At 37.2% G+C, this 22389-nt stretch carries 21 protein-coding genes and 2 pseudogenes; 10 read left to right on the forward strand and 13 right to left on the reverse strand.

All coding sequences use genetic code 11. The annotated features are described in order from the left end of the window. The 5 genes and pseudogenes from ACKI3Q_RS04810 to ACKI3Q_RS04830 form a co-directional block, all read right to left on the reverse strand. Positions 1–786: pseudogene (locus tag ACKI3Q_RS04810) on the reverse strand (hypothetical protein); the annotation flags it as partial. Positions 787–1235: 449 nt separating this feature from the next. After that, positions 1236–2828 (reverse strand): C69 family dipeptidase, encoded by a 1593-nt coding sequence (locus ACKI3Q_RS04815; protein WP_407414807.1) that lies wholly within the window; start codon positions 2826–2828, stop codon positions 1236–1238. 178 nt (positions 2829–3006) lie between these two features. Further along, positions 3007–3159, reverse strand: a complete 153-nt coding sequence (locus ACKI3Q_RS04820; RefSeq protein WP_407414809.1) for a hypothetical protein — start codon at positions 3157–3159, stop codon at positions 3007–3009. 39 nt (positions 3160–3198) lie between these two features. Next, positions 3199–4686: pseudogene (locus ACKI3Q_RS04825) on the reverse strand (dipeptidase). Between the two features lie 88 nt (positions 4687–4774). Continuing rightward, a complete protein-coding gene (locus tag ACKI3Q_RS04830) occupies positions 4775–5758 on the reverse strand; it encodes a polysaccharide biosynthesis protein (RefSeq protein ID WP_407414811.1) in 984 nt (327 codons plus the stop codon). A 413-nt stretch (positions 5759–6171) separates the two neighbouring features. On the opposite strand from ACKI3Q_RS04830, the gene ACKI3Q_RS04835 reads away from it, so the two are divergent. After that, the gene (locus tag ACKI3Q_RS04835; RefSeq protein WP_407414813.1) at positions 6172–7587 is read left to right on the forward strand and encodes a hypothetical protein; all 1416 of its coding nucleotides are present in this window, start codon (positions 6172–6174) and stop codon (positions 7585–7587) included. A gap of 125 nt (positions 7588–7712) precedes the next feature. Continuing rightward, positions 7713–9083: an MFS transporter gene (locus tag ACKI3Q_RS04840; protein WP_407414815.1), complete on the forward strand. Its 1371-nt coding sequence runs from the start codon at positions 7713–7715 to the stop codon at positions 9081–9083. 37 nt (positions 9084–9120) lie between these two features. Here ACKI3Q_RS04840 and ACKI3Q_RS04845 read toward each other — a convergent pair whose 3' ends face one another. Then, complete coding sequence (locus ACKI3Q_RS04845; protein ID WP_407414817.1) at positions 9121–9381, reverse strand: hypothetical protein; 261 nt, start codon at positions 9379–9381, stop codon at positions 9121–9123. Between the two features lie 142 nt (positions 9382–9523). Here ACKI3Q_RS04845 and ACKI3Q_RS04850 point away from each other — a divergent pair, with 142 nt between their 5' ends. Continuing rightward, positions 9524–10978: a sodium-dependent transporter gene (locus ACKI3Q_RS04850; RefSeq protein ID WP_407414819.1), complete on the forward strand. Its 1455-nt coding sequence runs from the start codon at positions 9524–9526 to the stop codon at positions 10976–10978. A 192-nt stretch (positions 10979–11170) separates the two neighbouring features. Here the strand turns inward: ACKI3Q_RS04850 and ACKI3Q_RS04855 are convergent, their stop codons facing one another. Together ACKI3Q_RS04855 and ACKI3Q_RS04860 are read right to left on the reverse strand one after the other, a co-directional pair. Beyond that, positions 11171–11686 carry a flavodoxin family protein gene (locus tag ACKI3Q_RS04855; RefSeq protein ID WP_407414820.1) on the reverse strand — a complete coding sequence of 172 codons (516 nt, stop codon included), beginning with the start codon at positions 11684–11686 and terminating at the stop codon, positions 11171–11173. A 1-nt stretch (position 11687) separates the two neighbouring features. Beyond that, positions 11688–12155 carry a flavodoxin gene (locus ACKI3Q_RS04860; RefSeq protein WP_407414822.1) on the reverse strand — a complete coding sequence of 156 codons (468 nt, stop codon included), beginning with the start codon at positions 12153–12155 and terminating at the stop codon, positions 11688–11690. A 188-nt stretch (positions 12156–12343) separates the two neighbouring features. On the opposite strand from ACKI3Q_RS04860, the gene ACKI3Q_RS04865 reads away from it, so the two are divergent. From ACKI3Q_RS04865 to ACKI3Q_RS04885, 5 genes are all read left to right on the forward strand, one after another. Then, a complete protein-coding gene (locus ACKI3Q_RS04865; protein WP_407414824.1) occupies positions 12344–13117 on the forward strand; it encodes a uroporphyrinogen-III synthase in 774 nt (257 codons plus the stop codon). Then, complete coding sequence (locus ACKI3Q_RS04870) at positions 13107–14210, forward strand: glycosyltransferase (RefSeq protein WP_407414826.1); 1104 nt, start codon at positions 13107–13109, stop codon at positions 14208–14210. The genes ACKI3Q_RS04865 and ACKI3Q_RS04870 overlap by 11 nt, the downstream gene beginning before the upstream one ends. A gap of 80 nt (positions 14211–14290) precedes the next feature. Next, entirely contained in the window at positions 14291–14560 is a 270-nt protein-coding gene (locus tag ACKI3Q_RS04875; protein WP_407414828.1) for a signal recognition particle subunit SRP19/SEC65 family protein, read from the forward strand. Between the two features lie 5 nt (positions 14561–14565). After that, positions 14566–16164 (forward strand): DHHA1 domain-containing protein, encoded by a 1599-nt coding sequence (locus ACKI3Q_RS04880; protein WP_407414829.1) that lies wholly within the window; start codon positions 14566–14568, stop codon positions 16162–16164. Between the two features lie 50 nt (positions 16165–16214). Further along, entirely contained in the window at positions 16215–17018 is an 804-nt protein-coding gene (locus ACKI3Q_RS04885) for a winged helix-turn-helix transcriptional regulator (protein ID WP_407414831.1), read from the forward strand. On the opposite strand, the gene ACKI3Q_RS04890 is transcribed toward ACKI3Q_RS04885, so the two are convergent. Beyond that, the gene (locus tag ACKI3Q_RS04890; protein ID WP_407414833.1) at positions 17019–18290 is read right to left on the reverse strand and encodes a DEAD/DEAH box helicase; all 1272 of its coding nucleotides are present in this window, start codon (positions 18288–18290) and stop codon (positions 17019–17021) included. 239 nt (positions 18291–18529) lie between these two features. On the opposite strand from ACKI3Q_RS04890, the gene ACKI3Q_RS04895 reads away from it, so the two are divergent. Beyond that, complete coding sequence (locus tag ACKI3Q_RS04895; protein ID WP_407414835.1) at positions 18530–18961, forward strand: hypothetical protein; 432 nt, start codon at positions 18530–18532, stop codon at positions 18959–18961. 12 nt (positions 18962–18973) lie between these two features. Next, entirely contained in the window at positions 18974–19657 is a 684-nt protein-coding gene (gene cas4, locus ACKI3Q_RS04900; protein ID WP_407414837.1) for a CRISPR-associated protein Cas4, read from the forward strand. 1 nt (position 19658) lies between these two features. On the opposite strand, the gene ACKI3Q_RS04905 is transcribed toward cas4, so the two are convergent. The 4 genes from ACKI3Q_RS04905 to ACKI3Q_RS04920 form a co-directional block, all read right to left on the reverse strand. Then, positions 19659–20300: a hypothetical protein gene (locus ACKI3Q_RS04905; protein WP_407414838.1), complete on the reverse strand. Its 642-nt coding sequence runs from the start codon at positions 20298–20300 to the stop codon at positions 19659–19661. Positions 20301–20310: 10 nt separating this feature from the next. Beyond that, a complete protein-coding gene (locus ACKI3Q_RS04910) occupies positions 20311–20715 on the reverse strand; it encodes an RDD family protein (protein WP_407414840.1) in 405 nt (134 codons plus the stop codon). A gap of 11 nt (positions 20716–20726) precedes the next feature. Then, complete coding sequence (hypE, locus tag ACKI3Q_RS04915; protein ID WP_407414842.1) at positions 20727–21746, reverse strand: hydrogenase expression/formation protein HypE; 1020 nt, start codon at positions 21744–21746, stop codon at positions 20727–20729. A 92-nt stretch (positions 21747–21838) separates the two neighbouring features. Next, positions 21839–22216: a 30S ribosomal protein S8e gene (locus ACKI3Q_RS04920; protein WP_407414844.1), complete on the reverse strand. Its 378-nt coding sequence runs from the start codon at positions 22214–22216 to the stop codon at positions 21839–21841. Positions 22217–22389 lie beyond the last annotated feature (173 nt).

Below are 22389 nucleotides of genomic sequence, written 5' to 3' on the forward strand. Positions count from 1 at the left end.
GTCAAGTTCGACAAATCCAAACATTATTGCCTTGTACATGATTGGGATGAGGTTAATGTATTTGTCTGCTATTTCGGAATAATATGTATACTTCAAATACTTATCGACGTCGATTCCTGAATAATTACCATCAATCAAAAATATTCTATTGTCTGTTGTGCAATTTGTATAAGAAAAATTTTTAGATTTGTGGTCGAGATAAATTGATTCGCCGGTTAATTGAGAAGTTGAATTTAGGATAATTGTGTTGACAAGTTTATTGTTGTTTCCTGCAATATAAATTGCGCCTCCGACACCCCTTGCAACATTGTCTATAAATATTGAATTGTTTATAACTCCATTATCTCCGCTCCATTTTATTGCACCGCCATTTAATGCAGTATTGTTTGCGAATATGCAATTGTCAATTAATCCGTTGTTTCCACTCCAACAGACGGGACTTTCGTCATAAGAAACCTTAATTACTGTCCTGGTTATACCAGCAGCAATGACATTATTGTCATTTTCACCCCTAATTGGAATATCAAAGCCGGAATATTTGGAATTGATAAAAGTCAAATTGAATATTTTAACGTTATTTCCTGTTACTTTTAAAATATTGGTTTTGTAATTTCCATCAAGGCAGTGTCCGTTACCGTTAATGGTCACATTGTCCACATTTATGTCAACACCATAATCCCCCATAATCAGCTTGGGGCCGTTTGATCCCCAAGGAGGTTCAAAAACATAATCCCTATTTAGATTGTAAACATCACCAGGATTAAGATAATCAATATCATTTTGCAAATCATCAAAACTACCTGGAGCAGATATATTATTAACGGATATATCTGAACTGGAATTTAATTTTATATTTGAATTATCGCCTGCTGCTGCACAAGAAATACTTATAAAAGCAATAATTAATATTAAAAATATATGCCCCTTTTGAATAATAACACACCACTTTTTTCAGTTGTAATATATTTTTAACCTTTTTTTATATAAATTATTTCGAAAGTAAGCACTTACTTACCTGAATTGAATTAGCACATGTTCTTTTGAAGAAAAAAATATTCAATAGGAAGACTGCTCAGTGAACCTCCCCGCGAGTAGACAACAGAGATTCACAAAACAAAAAAAAATTTCAAAAATAGTTAAATAATGCATGAAAATTCTCTACTTGCAAATATCAAGCAAAAAATTCAAAAAAAGAAAAGACAAAGAAAGTCATATTCCCTGAATTAATAATGAAATTACCATGGAAGTTTGAAACCGAAAAATCCCTGAGAACCTTCAGGGGCCGGCGGAACATCACTGTATTGTGATGCATTGAGCTTCAATTCCAACTGATGGCCAGTCGTATTATTTACGTTTTGTGCCGAAGCCACTTCGTGGAGTATCTGCTTTCCGTCTTCAAATGCTTTGGACTGCATGTCATTACAGTATGAAGTGAGATAATTTGCCCGGTCTTCATCATTCATTTTTTCTGCATTTGAGAGTACATCGCCCATTGCAGTAAACATATGGCCTTCTGATTCATTCCAGTATGCCTGCACAGGCCTGCCATAATCCTTGTAGTGATCCGGCCCCATACATCGGGCACATAAATCTTTAGAGACATAAAACGGATAGTGTTCAGTGTCAAATACTCCGGAATCATTTTCAGACTGATTGGCCCCATAGGTCTCGCTGACATTTATGCAGTCATTGGATACGGGCACATAAACCCCGTAAACCGGCGGACCCGAACTTATCCAACTGACACAGGACATGTCTGCCGGAAGATTCGGAAACACCTGAATCATATGGGAGCTTAGCGTCTCATCACTTCCGATTACCCTCGTATCATTTCTTCCTGCCTCATCGGGAGAATATTGTGTACCTTCATACCTGTCGCGCAAAACGTGTGCTACATCCTGCAGCGAAACCTTATTGTCCGGCGTGAAAGTGAGAGGATACGTTGCGTTATTATTGTAGTCTGAACTATATTTTGAAGGTGATAAAAGTCTGTGTCCCTCCCAGGTCCTCATGTGGGCAGTGTCATTAGTAATATTCTTTCCGGCATATGTTTCAAAGAGATTAATCTCGTTATTTTTGCCATGTACGGCAAAACCCTTTTGTTCTGGAAGCTTGGTTAAATTAGGAGACGTAATAGAATCCTCATAGTCAGACAAATACTCCAGTGAAAATTCATTACCAAAGACAGCCACCTTGTCTCTCGGCATTTTCACTGCAGCATACTGGTGTCCGCCGTACATCTCAACATACCACACTTCATTCTGGTCGGCAATAATTGCAATATTGGATTCGGCACTACCATACTTATCAACAAGTCCCAAAAGAACATCTACAGCTTCCCTTGCGGTTTTACTCTGACAAATTACAAGGTCTGTTGCAGAAACTTCAGTAACCCCCTCACGGACTAATGGATCCGCCTGCAATGAAGCATTGTTTAAATAGGCAGAAACGGACATTGTCATTGCCACACCATATTCATTGGTACATGCGGCCGCATCAGAGACTGCTCCATTGGATACTCCGGAACTGTTCATATATGGCGTTGCAGTGTATTTATAAGTTGTTGCAGGTATTTCTGCTTTTACCTCCCCATCCACACTTACAGGCATGAAGCGTCCGGGACTGTTGTCCACATGAGGAGTAACAGTGATATGATTTCCCCAAATTTCACGGTAGTCATTTGACCTGGCAATAATTATTGAACCGTCGGCGCTGGCATCCTGGCCAACATATACTGCAGTACATGCTGCAGAAGCCTGCATGCTGCACACCAGCAGTCCGCAAAAAAATAAAACTATCAGCTCTTTCGATGAGTATTTTAACTTCAAAATTTACCCTCACAAATAATTTATGAAATAATATTTAGCTATTTAATATATTAATAGTTATATATATTTTGTATCTTTTATGAAGAGAAAAAAATATTTAATGTGAAAAAAAAGAACAAGGAAAATAGATTCCTTGCATATATTTTACCTTATTGGCATAGCAGATATCTACTTAGCCTCAATTAGACACTGGGGGAACATATTTATATTTTGAGGCATCAAGATTCAGTTCTATTGGGTCATGAACAACAGGCTTGCCTAATTTTTGAGGGGCATCGGAATGGTGCTCAAATTTAAGGGTATTACTGTTTTTGCTCTGCAGCCATGTCACATTGTTGAGTATCACCTTACCGTCCTGAAATGACTTGGACTACATATCATTACAGTATGAAGTGAGATAATTTGCCCTTGTATTATTATCAGACATTTTTGCAGCATTTGACAGCACATCCTTCATTCCAGTGAACATATAGCCTTCTGATTCATTCCAGTAATCCTGCACAGGCTTACCGTAAACTTTGTGGTTGTCCTGCCCAACACAGCGAGTACAGATATCTTTAAAGATATAATATGGATAATAATCAGTATCAAAGACATATGTTTCATTACTGGACTGATTAGCTCCATAAGGCTCTGTGACATTTATGCAGTCATTGGATACTGGTATATACACACCATAAAGCGGCGGACCTGAACTTACCCAGCTAACGCATGCCATGTCTGCCGGAAGGTCGGGAAATACCTGTATCACATGAGCACTTAGGGTCGTATCAGATCCGATTACCCTCACATCCTTTCTGCCTGCCTCATCGGGAGAATATCTTGTTCCTTCATATCTGTCACGCAAAATATTTGCAACATCATGTGCTGAAACATTCTTATCCGGTGAGAAAGTGAGAGGATACATGGCATTATGATTGTAGATGGAACCGTACTGTGAAGGGGCAAGAAGCCTGTGTCCCTCCCAGATCCTCAAATGAGAGTAGTCATCGGTAATTTCCTTTCCGGAATATGTATCATACAAATTAAGCTCCCCATTTCTGCCATGTACGGCAAAACCCTTTTCTTCAGGAAGTTTTGTTAAATTTTCAGACGTAATAGATTCTTCATAATCAGACAAGTACTCTAAGGAATATTCATTACCAAATACCGCTACCTGGTCTTTCGGCAACTTCACTGCAGCATACTGGTGTCCGCCATACATCTCAACATACCACACTTCATTCTGGTCGGCAATAATTGCAATATTGGATTCGGCATTACCATACTCATCAATAAGTCCCAAAAGAACTTCTACACCCTCCCTAGCAGTTTTACTCTGACAAACCACAAGGTCATTAGCAGCAAATTCACAAAGACCCTCTTTCACATGTGGGTCGGCTTCCTTTTAGGCATTGTTTAAATAGCTTGAAACTGACATGGTCATGGCTACACCATATTCATTGGTGCATGTAGCGGCATCAAGGCCAATCTTATGGGCTGCCATTGTACTATTCAAAAACGGTGTCGCAGTGTATTTATATGTAGTTGCCGGAAGCTCCGTTTTTACATCACCCTTTAAATCCACAGGCACAAAGCGACCGGGAGTGTTCTCTACCCTAGGAGTCACTGTTATATGATTCCCTGAGACATTAGGAAAGTCATTTGACCGAGCAAAAATTATTGAACCGTCTGCACTGACATCTTGGCCGACATATACTGCAGTACATGCTGCAGAAGCCTGCATGCTACACAACAGCAACAGGAAAAACAATAAAACTATCAATTTTTTCGATGAATATTTTAACTTGAACATAAACTCTCCCACAAAAAATATATGAAATAATATATGATTGTTCAACCATATTAAACATGACATATTTTTTGTAGAAATGAGTTTGATTAAATTAGTTCAATTAAAATTAATGGCATTAAATTAAAAAAAAAGATGGTTAAAAAAAAGGCAATTAATCATCGATTGCCTTCAATATTTCTAAAACTTCTTCTTTAGACAACAATTCTATTTCGGAAGAGTTATATATGAAATCGAGATGGTCTTCTACAACATCCCTGTGGATGATGTACAAATCATCAATTTCCTCAGCGTGATAAATTTCATTAGGATTCATCAAATCCTCATTCAGCTTTTCGCCTACTCTCATTCCGATAAGCTTTATCTCAATGTCTTCAGGCTTGTAGCCGTATTTTGGTGCATAATGCTCAATCATTACCTCAGCAATGTCCGTTACCTTAACAGCAGGCATCTTCAAGATAAATATTTCTCCGCCTTCGGAAATGCTGACTGCATTCAAAATCAATCTTGCAGCCTCATGAATGTTCATGATGAAACGTGTCATTTCAACATCTGTAATAGTTAGAGGGCCTCCTTTCTTAATCTGCTTTTTGAATATAGGAATTACAGATCCTCTTGAATTCAATACGTTTCCAAACCTTACGCAAGCGAATTTTGTTCCGTTTTCACCACTGTATACGTTTGAAGAAATCATAACCCTTTCAGCAAGAAGCTTGGTGGCACCCATTACATTTACAGGATTGACCGCCTTGTCTGTACTAATCAATATAACCTTTTCAACACCACAGGCCATTGCAGCATCTATAACCCTTTGTGTTCCACCCACATTGGTTTCAACCGCTTCCATAGGATTGTATTCACAGGAAGGAACATGCTTGTAAGCTGCTGCATGAAGAACGATGTCAACATCCCTGAAAACCCTTTTCAATCCATCAATCTGCTTTACATCACCTACAACAGTCTTGAGCTTTGGGGATTTCAAGTCAAGATCCAAATCAAAAAGGCCAGTTTCATTATTATCAAAAGCCTTTACAACATCAACATCATACTTCAATAATTCCTCAACAATTTTACGGCCGATTGAACCGCAACCTCCTGTAACAAGGACTCTTTTTCCTTTATAATATTCCCCTAACATATAAATCTCCTAAATATCCGAAATAACTTTAACATCATATAAACATACAAAATAATAACATTATAAAATATATCATTTATTATTAATAATTAGTTTAGTTTTTTAATTATTTAATTGTTTATACTTTTTGGACATTTTGAAATTAAATGAAAATAGAAGAAAAAAATCAATGTTTCACAAAAACTGATTCTGCATCATGCAATGAAAATCACCATAATACAGAAAATCCTTTGAAAAAATAGAAAGTAATTCCATATTTAGAAATTAAATAATTGAGTGTTTAACTTTTTTAAGGATTAATAAATCCATAAATAAATTAAAACATACAAATAACCGATAGATGACCAATTAGCAACACATTAATCCCAGTAGAATGAAAAACTTAATAAATATCGAACGATATAAAAATTCATATGAAAAAAATTTACATTTTTGCAATAATAATAGCTATCATAATAATAGCCGCAATAGGCTTTTTTGCATTTTCAGGACAAGGGTCACTCAGAAGTGATGCAAAAATTGTCGATGTAAGTGCATTAACCGAAAAAGGAGTTTTAAGCCTTAATGGCCAATCGAAAGATGAAAGTAATGGAATATTCACTTCAAGTAAAAGCGATGAGAACAGTGTTCTGGTAAACAAGTCAAGCATCCTGAAGCTGACGAATTCATTTATCAATAAGACCGGAAACACTGCAAGTTCAGGTGATGCTGCTGACTTTTACGGCATCAATTCTGCTGTTTTAGTTAAAGATGCAAGTCAATTGACTATTGAAAACTGTGAAATACTTACCAACTCCAAAGGATCTAACGGAATCTTTGCAACCAATACGGACATTGGACAGGCCGCACCCGGCGGAGCTGCACCTGAAGGAAATGGAAGCCAGCCACCTGAAAAGCCTCCGGCATTGCAAAGAAACGGGCAGGCATCAAACGACACCACAGCCAATGTTAAAAACGTTAAGATAACTACCCATCAGGACAAGTCCCGTGGACTTGACTCCACATTTGGCGGAATCATTAATGCTGAAAACGTCGTAATCAACACTGACGGAAACAGCAGTGCAGCTCTTGCAACCGACCGTGGAGAAGGAAATGTGACAGTAAGCAATTCATTTATAAATACAGGATGCAACAATCAGTCAGGAAGAGGCTCACCTTTAATCTATTCAACAGGAAACATTACTGCAAAAAGCACAAAGGGTACTGCTTTCGCATCTCAGATTGCATGTATTGAAGGTAAAAATTCAATTACCTTGGATACCTGTAAATTTACAGGATATGGTGAAGGAAACCGTAAGGAAGGAAACAGATATGTTGATTTAGGAGGAATATTCATCTATCAAAGCATGAGCGGAGATGCTGGCGTTGGAACATCCACATTCATCTGTAAAAACTCAGAGCTTAATATAGCTGAGTCTTCAGCATATAACAAAAAGGCACCGATGTTTTTTGTAACCAATACAAAGGCCAATATCTATCTTGAAGGAAATAACTTTTTCTATGGAAGCGGACTCCTGTTTAACATTTCAGGCCAGAACCAATGGGGAAACAACGGAACCAACGGTGGACACGTTAATTTAACCACTCAAAATCAGGAATTATATGGTAAAATACATGTTGATCCAATCAGTTCCCTGAATTTTACTTTAGATAAAGGTTCTGCTTACGAAGGACAAATCATATCCAACGGAACAACAAATGTTGTAGTTAACAAAGACGCAACATGGAAATTAACCGCAAACAGCTACATAACTTCACTCAACAACACAGGAAATATTAATCTGAACGGATTTAAGCTCTATGTAAACGGAACAGAATACAAAGGATAGAAGCTATTTCTATCCGCTTTCTATTTTTTTTACGAAATACTCCCTTAATTGAACTATTCAACAAATATAATTCATTTTCTTGCACATACTATAAATAACAATAAAAACTAATATTCATATATCCTATGAAAAAAGAGGTTGAAGATAAAAGAGTTATTATTCTTGGATGCTTATTGTTATTTTGCGTCCAATTCATAGCAAATATGGTTACGGTAGCACTCCCTACGATAGCATCAGATTTAAGTTTAAATGTTGAAATGTTAAATGCTATCAATTTAGTTTTTTTAGTAACGTCCGTGTCTTTAATGCTGCCGTTAGGAAAATTTGCTTCAAAATATGGAATTGGAAGATACCTCAAATATAGTATTGTATTAATGATTGCAGGATTATTGTTTTCAGCTTTTTCAACAGATATTAACTCCCTTTTGATTTCTCGAATTTTTCAGGGAGTTGCAACCGCAGTCATTAATGGAGCCATGTATGTCATTGTTACAGTACAGCTTCCTTCAGACAAGCTGGGTTATGCTCTTGGAATAATGGGCTCATGCGGATATATAGGTTTATGTTTATCGAATACAATATCAGGACTGGTTGTTTATTATCTGTCTTGGAGGACAGTTTTCCTGATATTAATCCCAATATATATCATTACCCTATTAATATTAATTAACTTGGATAAGGAGTGGAATACTGATGACATTGATGAAATAGACAAAACCGGTTCCATCATTTATATTCTTTTCATGGGACTATTTTTGTATGGTATTGTTAGATTAGATGACAACAATATCTTCATATTGCTGCTAAGTATCCTCTTTTTAATCATGTTTTTAAAAGTTGAAAAGAATAAAAAACATCCATTATACAATTTAAAGCTTTTTAAAAATTTTAAATATGTTTTAGGTAATTATTCGGCATTTGTAATGTATTTCATGACATTCATAGCATCATACATATTGAATTTCTATTTACAAAATGCTTTGGGATATGACGCTCGTTTAACAGGATTGTTTTTACTTACAACACCTCTTGCAGTAGTCTTTGTTTCATCATTTGCCGGGAAACTTTCCGATAAAAGGGATGAACGTACAATTTCAGCCATTGCTTTAATGTTCATTTTGGTTAATGTGGTGCTGATGTTTTTCATGGACTGTGTGCCTGTTTATATTCTTTTAATTGCATGTGTCCTTCAGGGAATCGGACACGGCTTGTTCTCATCACCAAATAATCGCTTTGTATTAACACTTGTGGATCAAAAAGACTTGTCTGATGCATCAACAATGTTGTCCACAAGCAAAGATGTTGGAAAATCCATGAGTCTCTCATTGTTTTCCATAACATGCGGTTTTGTTTTAGGAACTTCAAATGCCCTTGAAAGCAATATTCCCTTATTTATAACCTCATCAAAAATCATGCTGGCAATAGTTATATTATTGGGAATATCCTCAATAATATTGCTGATATTCAGCAAAATCAAAAAACCGCATAATGCCTAAACTACCTCCGATTATCCAAAATATTTTTTTTAACCAATCATATGAAATTGAAAACTGCTCCGAAAATTTCACAGATTATCTTTTTTAAAGGAATCCTGCGACAATGAAAAATCAAATGTAGGATTTTTCGTATGCTGACACTAGTTATTGTTGGCACTTTAGCATTTATTGCCGTTTCAGTAGTTTCATCAATTATTTGTGCTGTTACAACGGTAGCTTCATGTTCTATCTTCATAACACGGTCATCAATTGAGGGATACATACTTTTCTTCAGCGGTGCTGCCTTCGTTGATACCATACTAACAGTAGATTTGTTAACTGATATAACCGTAATGATAAATTATAAGAAGAAATATTCTCCTTCCTTATTTTTTTAAACTTATGAAAAAGATAATTTTAACTATCATCATATAGAAATATAGCAATGGTGAAAATTTATTATGGCAAATCAAAGTCAATGGAATTCACGAACCGCTTTTCTTCTATCCATGATAGGGGCTGCCGTAGGCCTTGGCAATATCTGGCGTTACAGCTATGTAGTTTACTCCAACGGTGGAGGAACATTCCTGATACCATATCTAATTGCAATTTTAATAATGGGCATTCCATTTCTCATAATGGAGTATGGAGTAGGTTTCAGGCACAAAGACTCCTATACAAATATTTTAAAGGGGATTAACCCCAAACTGGAGTATCTGTCCTGGATAACTGTCATAATAGTTTATTTTGTTGTAATTTATTATCTGGTAATCGTAGCATGGGACCTGGTTTATCTAGGATCAAGCCTTAACTTCAACTGGGGAAGCGATGCTGCACTTTATTTTGTGAAAACCGTTGGCGGAAGTTCAAACCTGTCAAATATGGGGCAAATATTACTCCCAACAGGCATATCCATAGTAATAATATGGTTTTTAGTATGGTTCATCACACATAAGGACCTGAATGAAGGAATAGGTAAAGCTTCAAAGATTCTAATACCTTCACTCTTTGTTATAATGGCGTTCATAGTTATCTATGCACTGACACTTCCAGGAGCAATCATCGGACTACAGACACTGCTGACACCGGACTGGAATATGCTCCTAAATGTAAATATCTGGCTTGCAGCATTTTCACAGATTGTTTTCTCCCTAAGCATGGGTGAGTCCCTTTCGCTGACATATGCAAGTTATCTGCCTGAAGGGTCAAAACTGACAGACAACGTTCTGCTTGTTGTTTTTGCAAACTGCACATTTGAACTATTTACCGCATTGGGAATATTTTCCATTCTCGGATATATGTCATACACTTCAGGAACCCCAATGATCCAGCTCGTCAGCGAAGGAACTGGACTGGTATTTATTGTACTTCCAAGGATTTTCAATATCATGGGACCGATAGGCCACATTCTTGCACCATTGCTGTTCATAGCAATAATGTTTGCAGGAATAACATCATCCATGGCTGAATTGGAACCTATGATTAATTCACTGCGCCACAAAGTCGACTGGTCCCGTAGAAAAACAGTTTCCGTACTGTCAATATGCGGATGCATGGCATCATTATTATTCACAACGGCAATCAGTAGCTATTTGATTAAGATTGTAGACGGATTTTTAACCGAATTCTGTATTATTCTATTGATTATACTTCAGTCCGTAATATTTACCTGGCTGTATGACCTTGAATCAGTTATTCCGATATTGAATAAAAATGACAGGGTCAAAGTTGGAAAACCCTGGGTGTTCATACTCAAATATATTCTGCCGATATTTTTATCATTCTTATGGCTTAGCGGAGTATATGGAATAGTCGTAAATTCAAACAGTTTCGAGATAAGCATTTACATCATCATCACAGCATTGATATTAACTTTAAGTTATATATTTACAAATCTCAAGCCTAAAACAGAGTGAAAAAATTAATTTTTTATTCCCTATAGATGCATCACATGAAACTTTAAAAATAGAACATATCAGTTAATTATTTTTAATAATCCAATTATTATAATAAAATATAATATCAAAAAATAGCATTTAATCAATCAGTTATGCAATTAAAATGCAGGGAAATTTAAGCGAAAATAAGATAAAAAATAGGAAGAAAAATCAGCAGTTTTTACCTGCCTCATAAACTTCGCTGCGAATGTCATCCTGTTGTTTAACATCACCGACAACAGTAAAGACAGCCTTTTCAGTTGGATTTTGAGAAAATCCTATGAAATCGCGAATACCGGTTAATGCATTACCGTTTGATGAACCGACAGCAGTTATGATATAGTAATCCTTGTTTTCCAAATGATTGAAAATAGGATAACATCTATCAAAGAAACGTTTCAATGTTCCAGTCATTGAAAAGTAGTAAACCGGCGTTGCATAGACTATTACGTCTGCATCCATCATGTCATCAAGAATTATGGATAGTTCATCTTCCTGGAAACATTCTCTTTCAGGTGTTTTACAGGCCATGCATGCTTTGCATGAATCGAATTCAAAATCTTCCAAGAAATATTTTACTGCTTCATTACCGCCATCAATGGCGCCTTTTACAAATTCATCACATAAAGTATCAGAGTTTCCTCCTTTTCTTGGTGAAGAACTTATTACAACTACTCTCTTTGCCATTCTATTCACCTATCCATTCTTTAATTTTATCGCTACTTTCAGCACCGGTTAACCTTAAACCTTTTGCAAAGTTCAAATCAGGGTATGTGCTGGCCAAATCGTTTACACATTTATCAATGCCTGATCCGCCGGAAGTACAGAATGCCTTAATTGTTTTTCCACTTAAATCTACGCTTTCAATGAAAGTGTTGATTATTGTAGGTGCAGTGTACCACCATACAGGAAATCCAATTACAACAGTATCGTAGGCATCTACATCTGTGCTTTCAGCAATTGGAGGCCTGAATGATTTGTCATTCATTTCTTTGGTTGACCTGGAGTTCTTATCAGTCCAGTCCAAATCTGCCGGAGTATAAATTTCTTCAGGAACTATTTCAAAGATATCACAATCATTATCGCTAGCCATTTTTTCAGCAATGCCCTTAGTAACACCACTTGCCGAGAAGTATGCAATTAAAACATTTGACATTTTTTCACCTAAATAATTATTGATTTTAATCCTATATAATTGTTTACTTTCGCAACAATCTTGGGCTTGAGAATGATGATTCGGGCAAAACCAATGGAAAAATCAGCACAATGACCCCATTTAACACAAATAATATTAACACATTAATTCAAAATATATAACATTATAAGTTATTGAAGGTAAATATAATGAAAAAACCCGTTGTTGCAATTACAAGACCGGCCGACAGAGCCAAAAAAGCTTGTGAAATTGTAGAGAAATTAGGCGGAAGTGCAGTGCTTGCACCAACCCTGGATTTAAAGCCCGTGAATACGGATTCCCTAAAGGAACTTGTCAGGAATAAGGACAGCCTTGACTGGATTGTCTTCACTTCACCGACAACCATAGATTCCTTTAATCTGTTTTATCCTGACTTTTTCAATGAATTAAACTGCAAGGTTGCAGTCATTGGAAACAAAACAGGTTCACTTCTTGAAAAGCAGGGAATTACACCTGATTTGATGCCTGATGACTTTACTGCCGAAGGGCTGGTTGAAGAGTTTACAGCCTCAGATGTCACAAATCAGACAATAGGAATTCCAAGGACAGCTTCTGCAAGAGACACTTTGCCGAAAGGATTGGAAAAACTTGGAAATAATGTCATAATAGCTGAAGCATATAAATCCCTCTTTCCGATGGATGAAGATGCTGTCGAAGAGCTTATTTCAAAGATTGAAAACTCAGAAATTGATGCAATCACTTTTACAAGCCCGTTAACGGTACACAACTTCTTCAAGATATCACAGGACAACGAAAAACTGGCGCAATTACTGTCAGACAAATTGTTAACAGTTGCAATAGGTCCGATTACCGGCAAGGTCTTAGAAGAATACGGCGTTAAGCATATTTACCCTGACACTTACACTGTTCCCGATATGATGGAATTATTATTTAGCACGTGGAGAGATTCTAATGGAAGATAAGATAAGCATTATTCTACCAATATTTAATGTTGGTGACCACCTTCGAGGCGGAATCGATTCTTTAATAAACCAGACAATAGGAAATGAGAACCTGGAAATCATAATGGTTAATGACTGTTCAACAGACGGGTCAGATAAAATCATCGATGAATACGCTGAAAAATATGACTGCTGCATTGCAATTCACCACGAAGAAAACTCAGGAGCAGCATACACTCCCCGCAACACAGGCATAGATGCATGCACGGGAGACTACATCATGTTTCTTGATCCGGATGACCGGTATACTCCCGACTGCTGTGAAACCCTCTACAATGCAGTTACCGAAAACAATGCACAGATGGCATTTGCAAGGTTCAGAAGAATATTTGAATACGGAGGATATGTCCAGAAGTCCTATTCACCATATGAGGACGATTTGGAACATGCATATCCTGACGAGACCTTTGAAACTGCAAATTTCCTCAACGTGTCCGACTTTGTATGGGACAACTTCATAGAAAAAATCGTTTACGGAAGGGATGTGGAAGGAACATACAGCAGAAACGGACCTATAGACACAATAAAAATAGACAGTATCGAAGAGGAACCTGACCTGTTGAAAATGGCTCCTTCAGTCTGGAGTAAAATCTATAGAAGAGATTTGATAATGGACAACAACATCCGTTTCCAGCCTTTCATTTCAGGAGACGACATGGCATTTACCCTGGAAGCTCTTCTTAACGCAAAGGGAATTGTCTATCTGAACAACTACATGTGCTATGATTACTACATAAGGGATCTGCCTGACGACAAATCAATTACCAATACTGTTAATGTCAGGCTTCTGGACGAGCTGATGGAGTCCTACATTTACTGCAGAAGAAAAACTGAAGGCTTTTCAAGAAAAATCCAGACCATTTCAGTCAATCCTCACCTCCTGCACTGGATGAACACATGGAGAACTTCTCCATTCACCAAAGAGGAAAACAGATTGCTTCTGAAAAAGGTCAATAAACTTAAAAAAATACATAGAAGCGATATTAAAACTAAAATGCTGCTGTCTTCAATGACTACAGCAATAGAATCATCAATTTATACTTCAAAAGCATGATAAATACCTGAATTTTAGCGAAATAATATGAATTTGATTGTTAAAGATAACATGAAAATATTTGAAAAGGAGGAAAAATAATGATTACTATTTGGCCACAATATTTGGATAAGGAACTGTCCCTATCCCAGGGAAGAAAAATATCAAAAGAAGATGCTGTAAAGGATCCTTCAATATCTGATATCGAAAGAGCTTTGAAAAGGTTAGGATTTACATATGAAAGTGAAAAGGACAAGGCATATCCTGGAAAATGGTATGCAAAATCCGGACGTGTTCTTGTCGAATATGAGGGGACAAAACGGGAACTCATCAAAGAGGTTAGTCTGAAGATTAAGGAAATCAGAGGATGATTCAAATGGAAATTCCTCATTTAATGGCCGAACAATATAGGCAGGCCAAGGAATTAATCGAAAAATCATCCGACATTAAAATCTATTCCCATATCGACTGTGACGGAATATGCTCAGGAGCAATCCTTTCCACAATCCTCGACAGACTCAATAAACCCCACGAAATCGATTTTGTCAATTTGGATGTTCTGGACAACATTGAACTGGATCATGAACTGACCATCTTTTCTGATTTGGGTTCAGGCCAGCTTATCGATACGAAAGCGACTGCAGACAACAATATTTTGATTTTGGACCATCACCCACCATTGAGAGACCTTGACTATAAGGACGGTAGGGAATACACCTATCTTGAAATCAACCCGAATCATCACGGAATCGACGGATCATTTTATGTCTGTGGCGGAGGATTATGCTATTTTCTTGCAAAGGAATTTGGATACACTGACTTGAGCTGGATTGGTGTTCTATCATCAATCGGGGATATGCAGAACACCCGTACCGGAGAATTTGAAGGATTAAATAAAATCATCCAGAACGATGCAGTCGAAGAAGGATATCTTGACCTGATTAAGGGAGATTTGAATATCTACGGACGTAATTCCCGTGAGCTTTTTATTGCACTGTCTTACTTCAGCGATGTCAAACTGCCAATAACAAACAACCAAAACGAATCCAAGGCACTTCTCGATGAGCTTGGAATTGATTCAACACTTAAAAGAGTCACTCCCGAAGAGCAGGACATCCTTGAAAAAATCGGCATATTATGTGAAGCGGGAAAAGACTACACACTGACAAGAGAGGACAGGGCAATTCTGAACAGGGAACTTGAATCCATTGAAACTGCACAGACCCTGCCGATATACATGTCAAAGGATGAATTCATGGTGCTTTTCCAGATTCAGAAAAGAATCAGGAGAAAAAGACTTTCTGATTTGACTGCGGAAGAGAAAGGCAGACTGTACAATGCACTGAACAGAATGATTATCAATGAAGTTCCGAAAAGATACTACAAGCACATTCCAAAAATCCTGATTGGAGATTCATACACATTTCTTATGGAGGACTACGGCTTTTTAAGAGACGGGTCCGAGTTTTCTACTGCAATGAATGCATGCGGAAGGAACCATGAGGAAAAAATAGCCATGGAAGTTTTAAAGGGAAACCGTGACTGGGCACTGGACGAACTTGAAGTGATAAGCAGGAAACACCGCTATAACCTTGCAACATCCATGGAAAAGGTTACTGCAGACAACAGAATTGTCGAGCTTGAAAACCTTCAGTACTTTGACGGAACCGGAATCAAGCCTGAAATCGTCGGAACCATCACAGGAATGATTCTTGGATACTGCAACTGGAAAAAGCCTATAATCGGATTTACGCAGATTGAGGATACTGATGGTCTTAAGGTATCTTTGAGATGCTCACGCTTCCTGACCTATGACGGAATCCACTTTGGAAATATCATCCGTGAGGTATCACGTGAAGTCGGTGGAAGCGGCGGAGGACATGCAATGGCATGTGGTGCCTACATTCCACTGGACAAAAAGGAAGAATTTATACAAAAGTTTAATATATCATTAAGTGGAAATATATCAATATAATTTTATAAATTTATCAAAAAGAATTTAAAAAATTATAGGGGAATGAAATTATGAAAGCTTTTAAGAAAAGAGGTGCGCTAACCCACTTCCAAATTCTCAGTGAAATCTCCAAACAAGACCCACACCTCAAACAAAAAGATTTAGCTCAGAAACTGGGCATTACTATACAGGCTGTTTCAGAAAACATCAAGACTCTAATAGAGCAAGGTTACATCACATCAAAAGATGGAAGGTCACCTTATAAGATAACACAAAAAGGTATTGACAAAGTAAAAAGAGATGCCATCAGCTTAAGAAAATACTCCGATTCTGTTTTGGAAACAATGAACCATTTCAAGACAATCTGGCCAGCTATTGCTGCAGAAGATTTAGAAAAAGGCAAAATTGTCGGACTTTATATGGAAGACGGTATTTTATATGCTCACAAAAAAGATGAAAGTGCCAACGGTATCGTTCTGGAATCTGCAGAAGCGGGTTCAGATGTTGCATTAACCAACCTTACCGGACTGATTGACATGACTGTCGGAGAGGCAACCGTCATCAATTTGCCGACTATCAAGGAAGGAGGATCAAGAACTACCGACTTGGACCTTATCAAGGATGTCTATGAAAACGGTACAAAAAGCGGTGCGTCAATTGACAAGATTGCTGTTGCAGGTACTATCTCAAGAGTCGTTGCAGCAAAACTTGGTATGGACATAGACATTGAGTTTGCAGCCCCACAGGGAACTGCAAATGCAGCACGTAAAGGACTGAACGTTTTGGCATTATGTGTTGGAGACATGACAAAATCCTTTGTACGTGAACTTGAAGCTGAAAAAATAAAATACAATATTATTGACGGAAGGAAATAACTATCTTTCCCTCATCATTTTTAACAGTGCGGCTGCAATTTCCGTTGCATCCATTTTGGATGATGTTATAACACGAACATAATCATCCAAATCATTGTTTTCTATTAAAACCCTAACCTCATCCATTACTTTCTTATTTTTAATTCTTTCAATTTCCTCAAAAGTAGGAACCTTTTCGCTTTTTATATTAATGTTATATTTCTTTCTTATCCTGACGAGATCATGGGATTCATAGGGAGCAACAATATTGAATGCATAACCTAAATCCCCTGCACGTGCCGTCCGGCCGATTCTGTGGATATAATCCTCGGGATTCTGGGGAATGTCATAGTTGACAACCACATCTATTTCGCTGACATCGATTCCGCGGGCGGCAATGTCGCTTGCAACCAGAATGGAAATGTTGCCATTTCTGAACTTGTTCATTACCTTATCGCGGACCTTTTGGGTCATGTCGCCATGAATGCTGTCGACCTTATACCCATTTCTCTTCAGATTCCTGTAAACGAAGTCAACGCGCCTGCGGGTATTGCAGAATATCAGCCACAGGTTGAAGTCATGGTATTCAATCAATTTGCACAAATCATCGATTTTATCCCTGTCATCGCTTTTGAAATAGAACTGTCTGATTTTAGGGATTGTCTTTTTTGAATCGAAAATCTTAATGAATTTTGGATTGTTCTGATATAATCTGGTAATCTTTTTTATTTCATCGGGCATTGTTGCGGAAAACAGCAGGGTCTGTCTTTGCTTTGGAGTGTGCCTTAAAATCAGTTCGATATCTTCCCTGAAACCCATGTCCAGCATTTCATCTGCCTCGTCCAAAACAACCGTTTCCACACCAATCAGGTCAAGGGTTCCTCTTTCGATATGGTCAATTACACGGCCCGGCGTTCCAACGACAATATGAACTCCCTTATTCAGTACGCGAATCTGCCTTCCTATGGCCTGTCCTCCATAAACAGCAAGTATTTTTACCTTGTCCATATCCCTTGATAGTTTCTTGATTTCATCTGCAACCTGCATGCAGAGCTCCCTTGTCGGACACAGAACAATGGCCTGAGGAGATTTGTCAGGAGTGAAAATCTTGTTTAAAATTGGAACTGAAAATGCAAGAGTTTTTCCTGAACCCGTTTGGGCCTGACCTATAATGTCCCTTCCGGTCAGCGCATCAGGAATTGCCTTTTCCTGAATGGGAGTTAACTTGTCAAAACCCATTTTATTAATTGCGCTTTTAATGTCATCACTTATTTTTAAATCATTAAAATTCATTAGTTAAATATTTGAAAAAATAACTATTTAAAATTTTAAATATGTAAAAAATCTAATATTATATTACTTGAATGGGAGACATTTTTATGGATAAGACATCACTAGAAAATATAATAAATGAAATCAACACCGAAGAGATGCTTAAGGAAAAACTGGAGGAGAAGATTTCAGCCGAAATAGATGCAAGAATCGAGTCAGGACTGAATGACGATTACATTAATCGGGAAGTCGAACGCAGAATGCAAAGCGACGAGATTAAAAAGATAATGGAGAAACAGGTTGAAGAGCAGGTTAAAGTCAAACTGGCTGAAGAGATGGCTGAACAGGTTCTTGAAGACGTTGATGATATCCTGTACACACGTGAAAACGGCGAAACCATCAATGAACGGGGTATTGATATCGGTCTTGCCCAAGGTCGTCAGGAAGGTATTGAAATCGGCTTCAAACAGGGATTTGAAAAAGGAAAAAAAGAAGGTATTGAAATAGGACGTGAATCCGGATATGAAAGGGCTCTTGAAGATGCAGGAGGAACTTCATACCAGAAAGGCCTTGAAGACGGAAGAAAACAGGGCCTTGAAAGGGTTGCACGTACCATGTATAAGGATAATTACCCTCTCGAAGAGATTACAAAGCTGACAGGACTCATATTGAAAAAGCCCAACAGAAAATAAGAAAGATTATCCATGAAAAACAAACTCATTTTAAATAAAAACTACTGCAAGGAAAAGCATCCTACAATCGAAGGTATTCAAATAATTGAAGGTAAAAACAATTTCCCGATTAGCTGGTTGAATCAGCAGGGATATTGTGAATACCAGATATATCTCCAGTACATGAAAGGCATAAAAACATCACCTACAAGTGCCATGCTGAAGGGAACCAGCATACACAATGAGCTTGAGGAGAAATTCAGCGAAACCGCAACTCCTGCAACATTCGATGAGGTCGTTGAAATATCAAAAACAGAAGCCACAATCTCAAGAGAATGTTTTGTAATGTCTCCAGAAGATGGTATAAGGGGATTCATTGATGAAATTTGGATGAAACCAACCGAAATTGTAATAATTGATGACAAGCCCGGTACAAGAGCATTTCCATCAACCATCAACCAGGTAAGGGCATACTGCCTTGCGTTCAAAAGCATGACCAATGACGAAAGGCCAATAAAAGGAGCGTTGAGAAAAAGAGGAACTGACAATATTTTCTGGAGCGAAGAATTTGATGAAAAAGTAGAAAAAGAAATCAGATTCACAATAAACCGCATGCACTCTCTTTTTGATGGTCAGAAGCCATTTGTAGCTACAAAAAATCCGAACAAATGCAGGTCATGCAGATATCAAAGCTATTGTGAAGAGTGCAAGTTATAATCTAGATGACCCGATTCAATCCAAGATACAATTTATTTTTCTTATACATTTTGTCCAGAATCTCATTCCACTCTTCAATGGTTATTCTTCCTTTGTTTGGAATTAAAGAATCAAGTGATGCTTCGTTAATGTTTAAAATGTCAGATAAAATGTGTGCTAGTGTCCTTCCTGTCAGGGACAATTCATAAGGGTCATAGCCGGTTACCATCAATACCCATACATTGTCCTTTGAAGAACTGTTGTATTCTTTTTTAAGAGTATCATACCAGTGAGTGATTTTATTTTGGCTGTCACCCATTTCTCCATCACCGACAGATATGTAATATCCTTCTTCAGTAAAGTCAATAGTCTTTATTGCATCATTTATTTTTGAGTTAAGTTCCGGTGAGTCCAATTCCAGTTCGAACTCATTGTTTGTAATGTAGTCCCTCAGATAATTCTCCACTTCCTTTCTGCTTATAAAGTATCCAACAGGTTCGAGCCTATCCGGATCCCTGTCGCACAAATCATAAATCAAATCCTCATCCACATCGCAGATTTCGTATCCGTCAAGTTTGTGTGACTGATAGGGCTTGAAATCCAGACAATAATTCTCCAAATCGTCCTTGTTTAGATACCACAGAACCTGAACTCTTTTAATCATATAAATCTAATTATTCAATTTCATTAACAACAACAGTTTTTGTAAAAACACCTAATAATCTATCCTTTCTTGTTAAAAGTTTACCAATAGCCCAGTCAAAGATAATAGGGAACCAGAATATTTTGGTTAAATTTCTAACAATAGCCTGAATCCATGATATACGATAACCATTTCTTGAAACAACACGCAAATACATTAAGGATTTACCGACTGTTGAACCTTTGGTTTTTTCCAAAAAGATGAAATAAACCAAAATTATAATCGGAGCAATAACTGTAAAAGCAGGATAGAAAAAGTTAAAATTTTGTGGACCTGCGAATATTGAAAGCAAATAAGAAATAATCCACATAAATGCTGAAACTACAAAAAAATCTATAACATAAGCAATAATTCTTCTTGTAAATACACTAGCCATTTTAAAACACCTCAGCAAACTCTTGGTACTGGATCAGCTATAGGAGCTTCCAAAATACGTTCACCGCCGATTGGAGTGTTTACAATAACATACTCGCCTTCAACAACTTCACCAATAATGGCAGCATTTTCACCGTATTTTTCGCCTTTAATAGCTTCAAGAACTTCTTCAGCCTTGTCTGCCTTAACACCCATTACGACTTTGCCCTCATTGGCAACTTCAAATGGGTCGATACCCAACATTTCACTGACAGCATGTACTTCTTCCCTTATAGGAATTGCATCCTGTTCAAGTACAATACCATTTCCTGATTTGGATGCCATTTCATTGATGGCATTAGCAAAACCTCCACGGGTAGGGTCTTTCATTGCGGTAACTCCGCCGACATCCAAAGCCTTTTCGATAATATTCCACATTGGAGCCACATCGGATTTCAAATCAGTGTCAAAACCGAAACCTTCTCTGAAAGACATTAGACTCATACCATGGTCTCCTAAGCTGCCAGTAATAATAATCTTGTCTCCGACTTCCAAACCACTATCACGAACAACTTCGCCCTTTTTAGCTATTCCTATACCTGTAGTGACCATGACTATGCCGTCAAGCTTATCCTGAGGCATTACTTTGGTATCACCGGTAATGACTGCAACATCAACCTCTTCACAGGTTTCATTCAGGGATTTCATTATCCTGTCCAAATCTTCAATAGGGAAACCTTCCTGCATGATGATTGCATTTGAAATAGCCAATGGTTTAGCTCCCATTACTGAAACGTCATTTATCGTTCCGGCTGCTGAAATTCTACCGATATCTCCGCCGGGGAAGAATAATGGATCAATTGTATGACCGTCAGTAGTCATGACAATTTCATAATCTCCTAATGGTATTGATGCACCATCATCTAGAGCATCAAGGCTAATACCTCCATTCACACTCTTTTTAGTGATATTATCTAAGATTGTGGATGCGATTAGATTAGCCATCACTTCTCCGCCAGCACCATGATTCATATTAATTTTATCATCTGACATATTTTATCGCCTTAGGAAAATATATGTAAAAACAAGTATATTAAATTAGTTATAAACTTAGTAAAAAAAAGAGTAAAGATAAATTAATATCTTTAGATTAAAATTCCGTTAACAACACCATCTTGACCAGGTCTAGATGTTACTTTTGCATTACCTTCAGGAGTTTCTACAACAGCACCTTTGGTAATGATATTCCTTCTTACGTAGTTAGGGTTTGCGTTGTTTTCAATTACTCCTAAAATATCGGTAACTTGAGTTTTACCGGATTTAACATCAGTTAAATTGATTTTATTAGCGGTAGCTAATCTGAGTTTTTCGTTTCCGCCACGAGTACGGATTTTTCTTAATCTTTTTTCGTCTACTCTAGTTTCAGCAGGATCTCTTCCTAATTCTGATTTTCTTTTTCCACGGTTTGCAACATTTCTTGCACCAGATGGACTTCTAGTTGATTTTCCTTGAGAAATTGCCATTATTTCACCTAATAAGTATAATTAATAATAAATAATCGCTGTCAATAAGTCTCTTTTCTGTAAACTGCAGGACAAGAAAAATAACAATTTACATTATGAGAGCAAAAAAGAGTCTTAATGAATAATGATAATAAAATATTACTTTTTCATTATATATAAACTTTATTTTTTTA

The organism is Methanobrevibacter sp. (assembly GCF_045636185.1).
GTDB lineage: Archaea > Methanobacteriota > Methanobacteria > Methanobacteriales > Methanobacteriaceae > Methanocatella.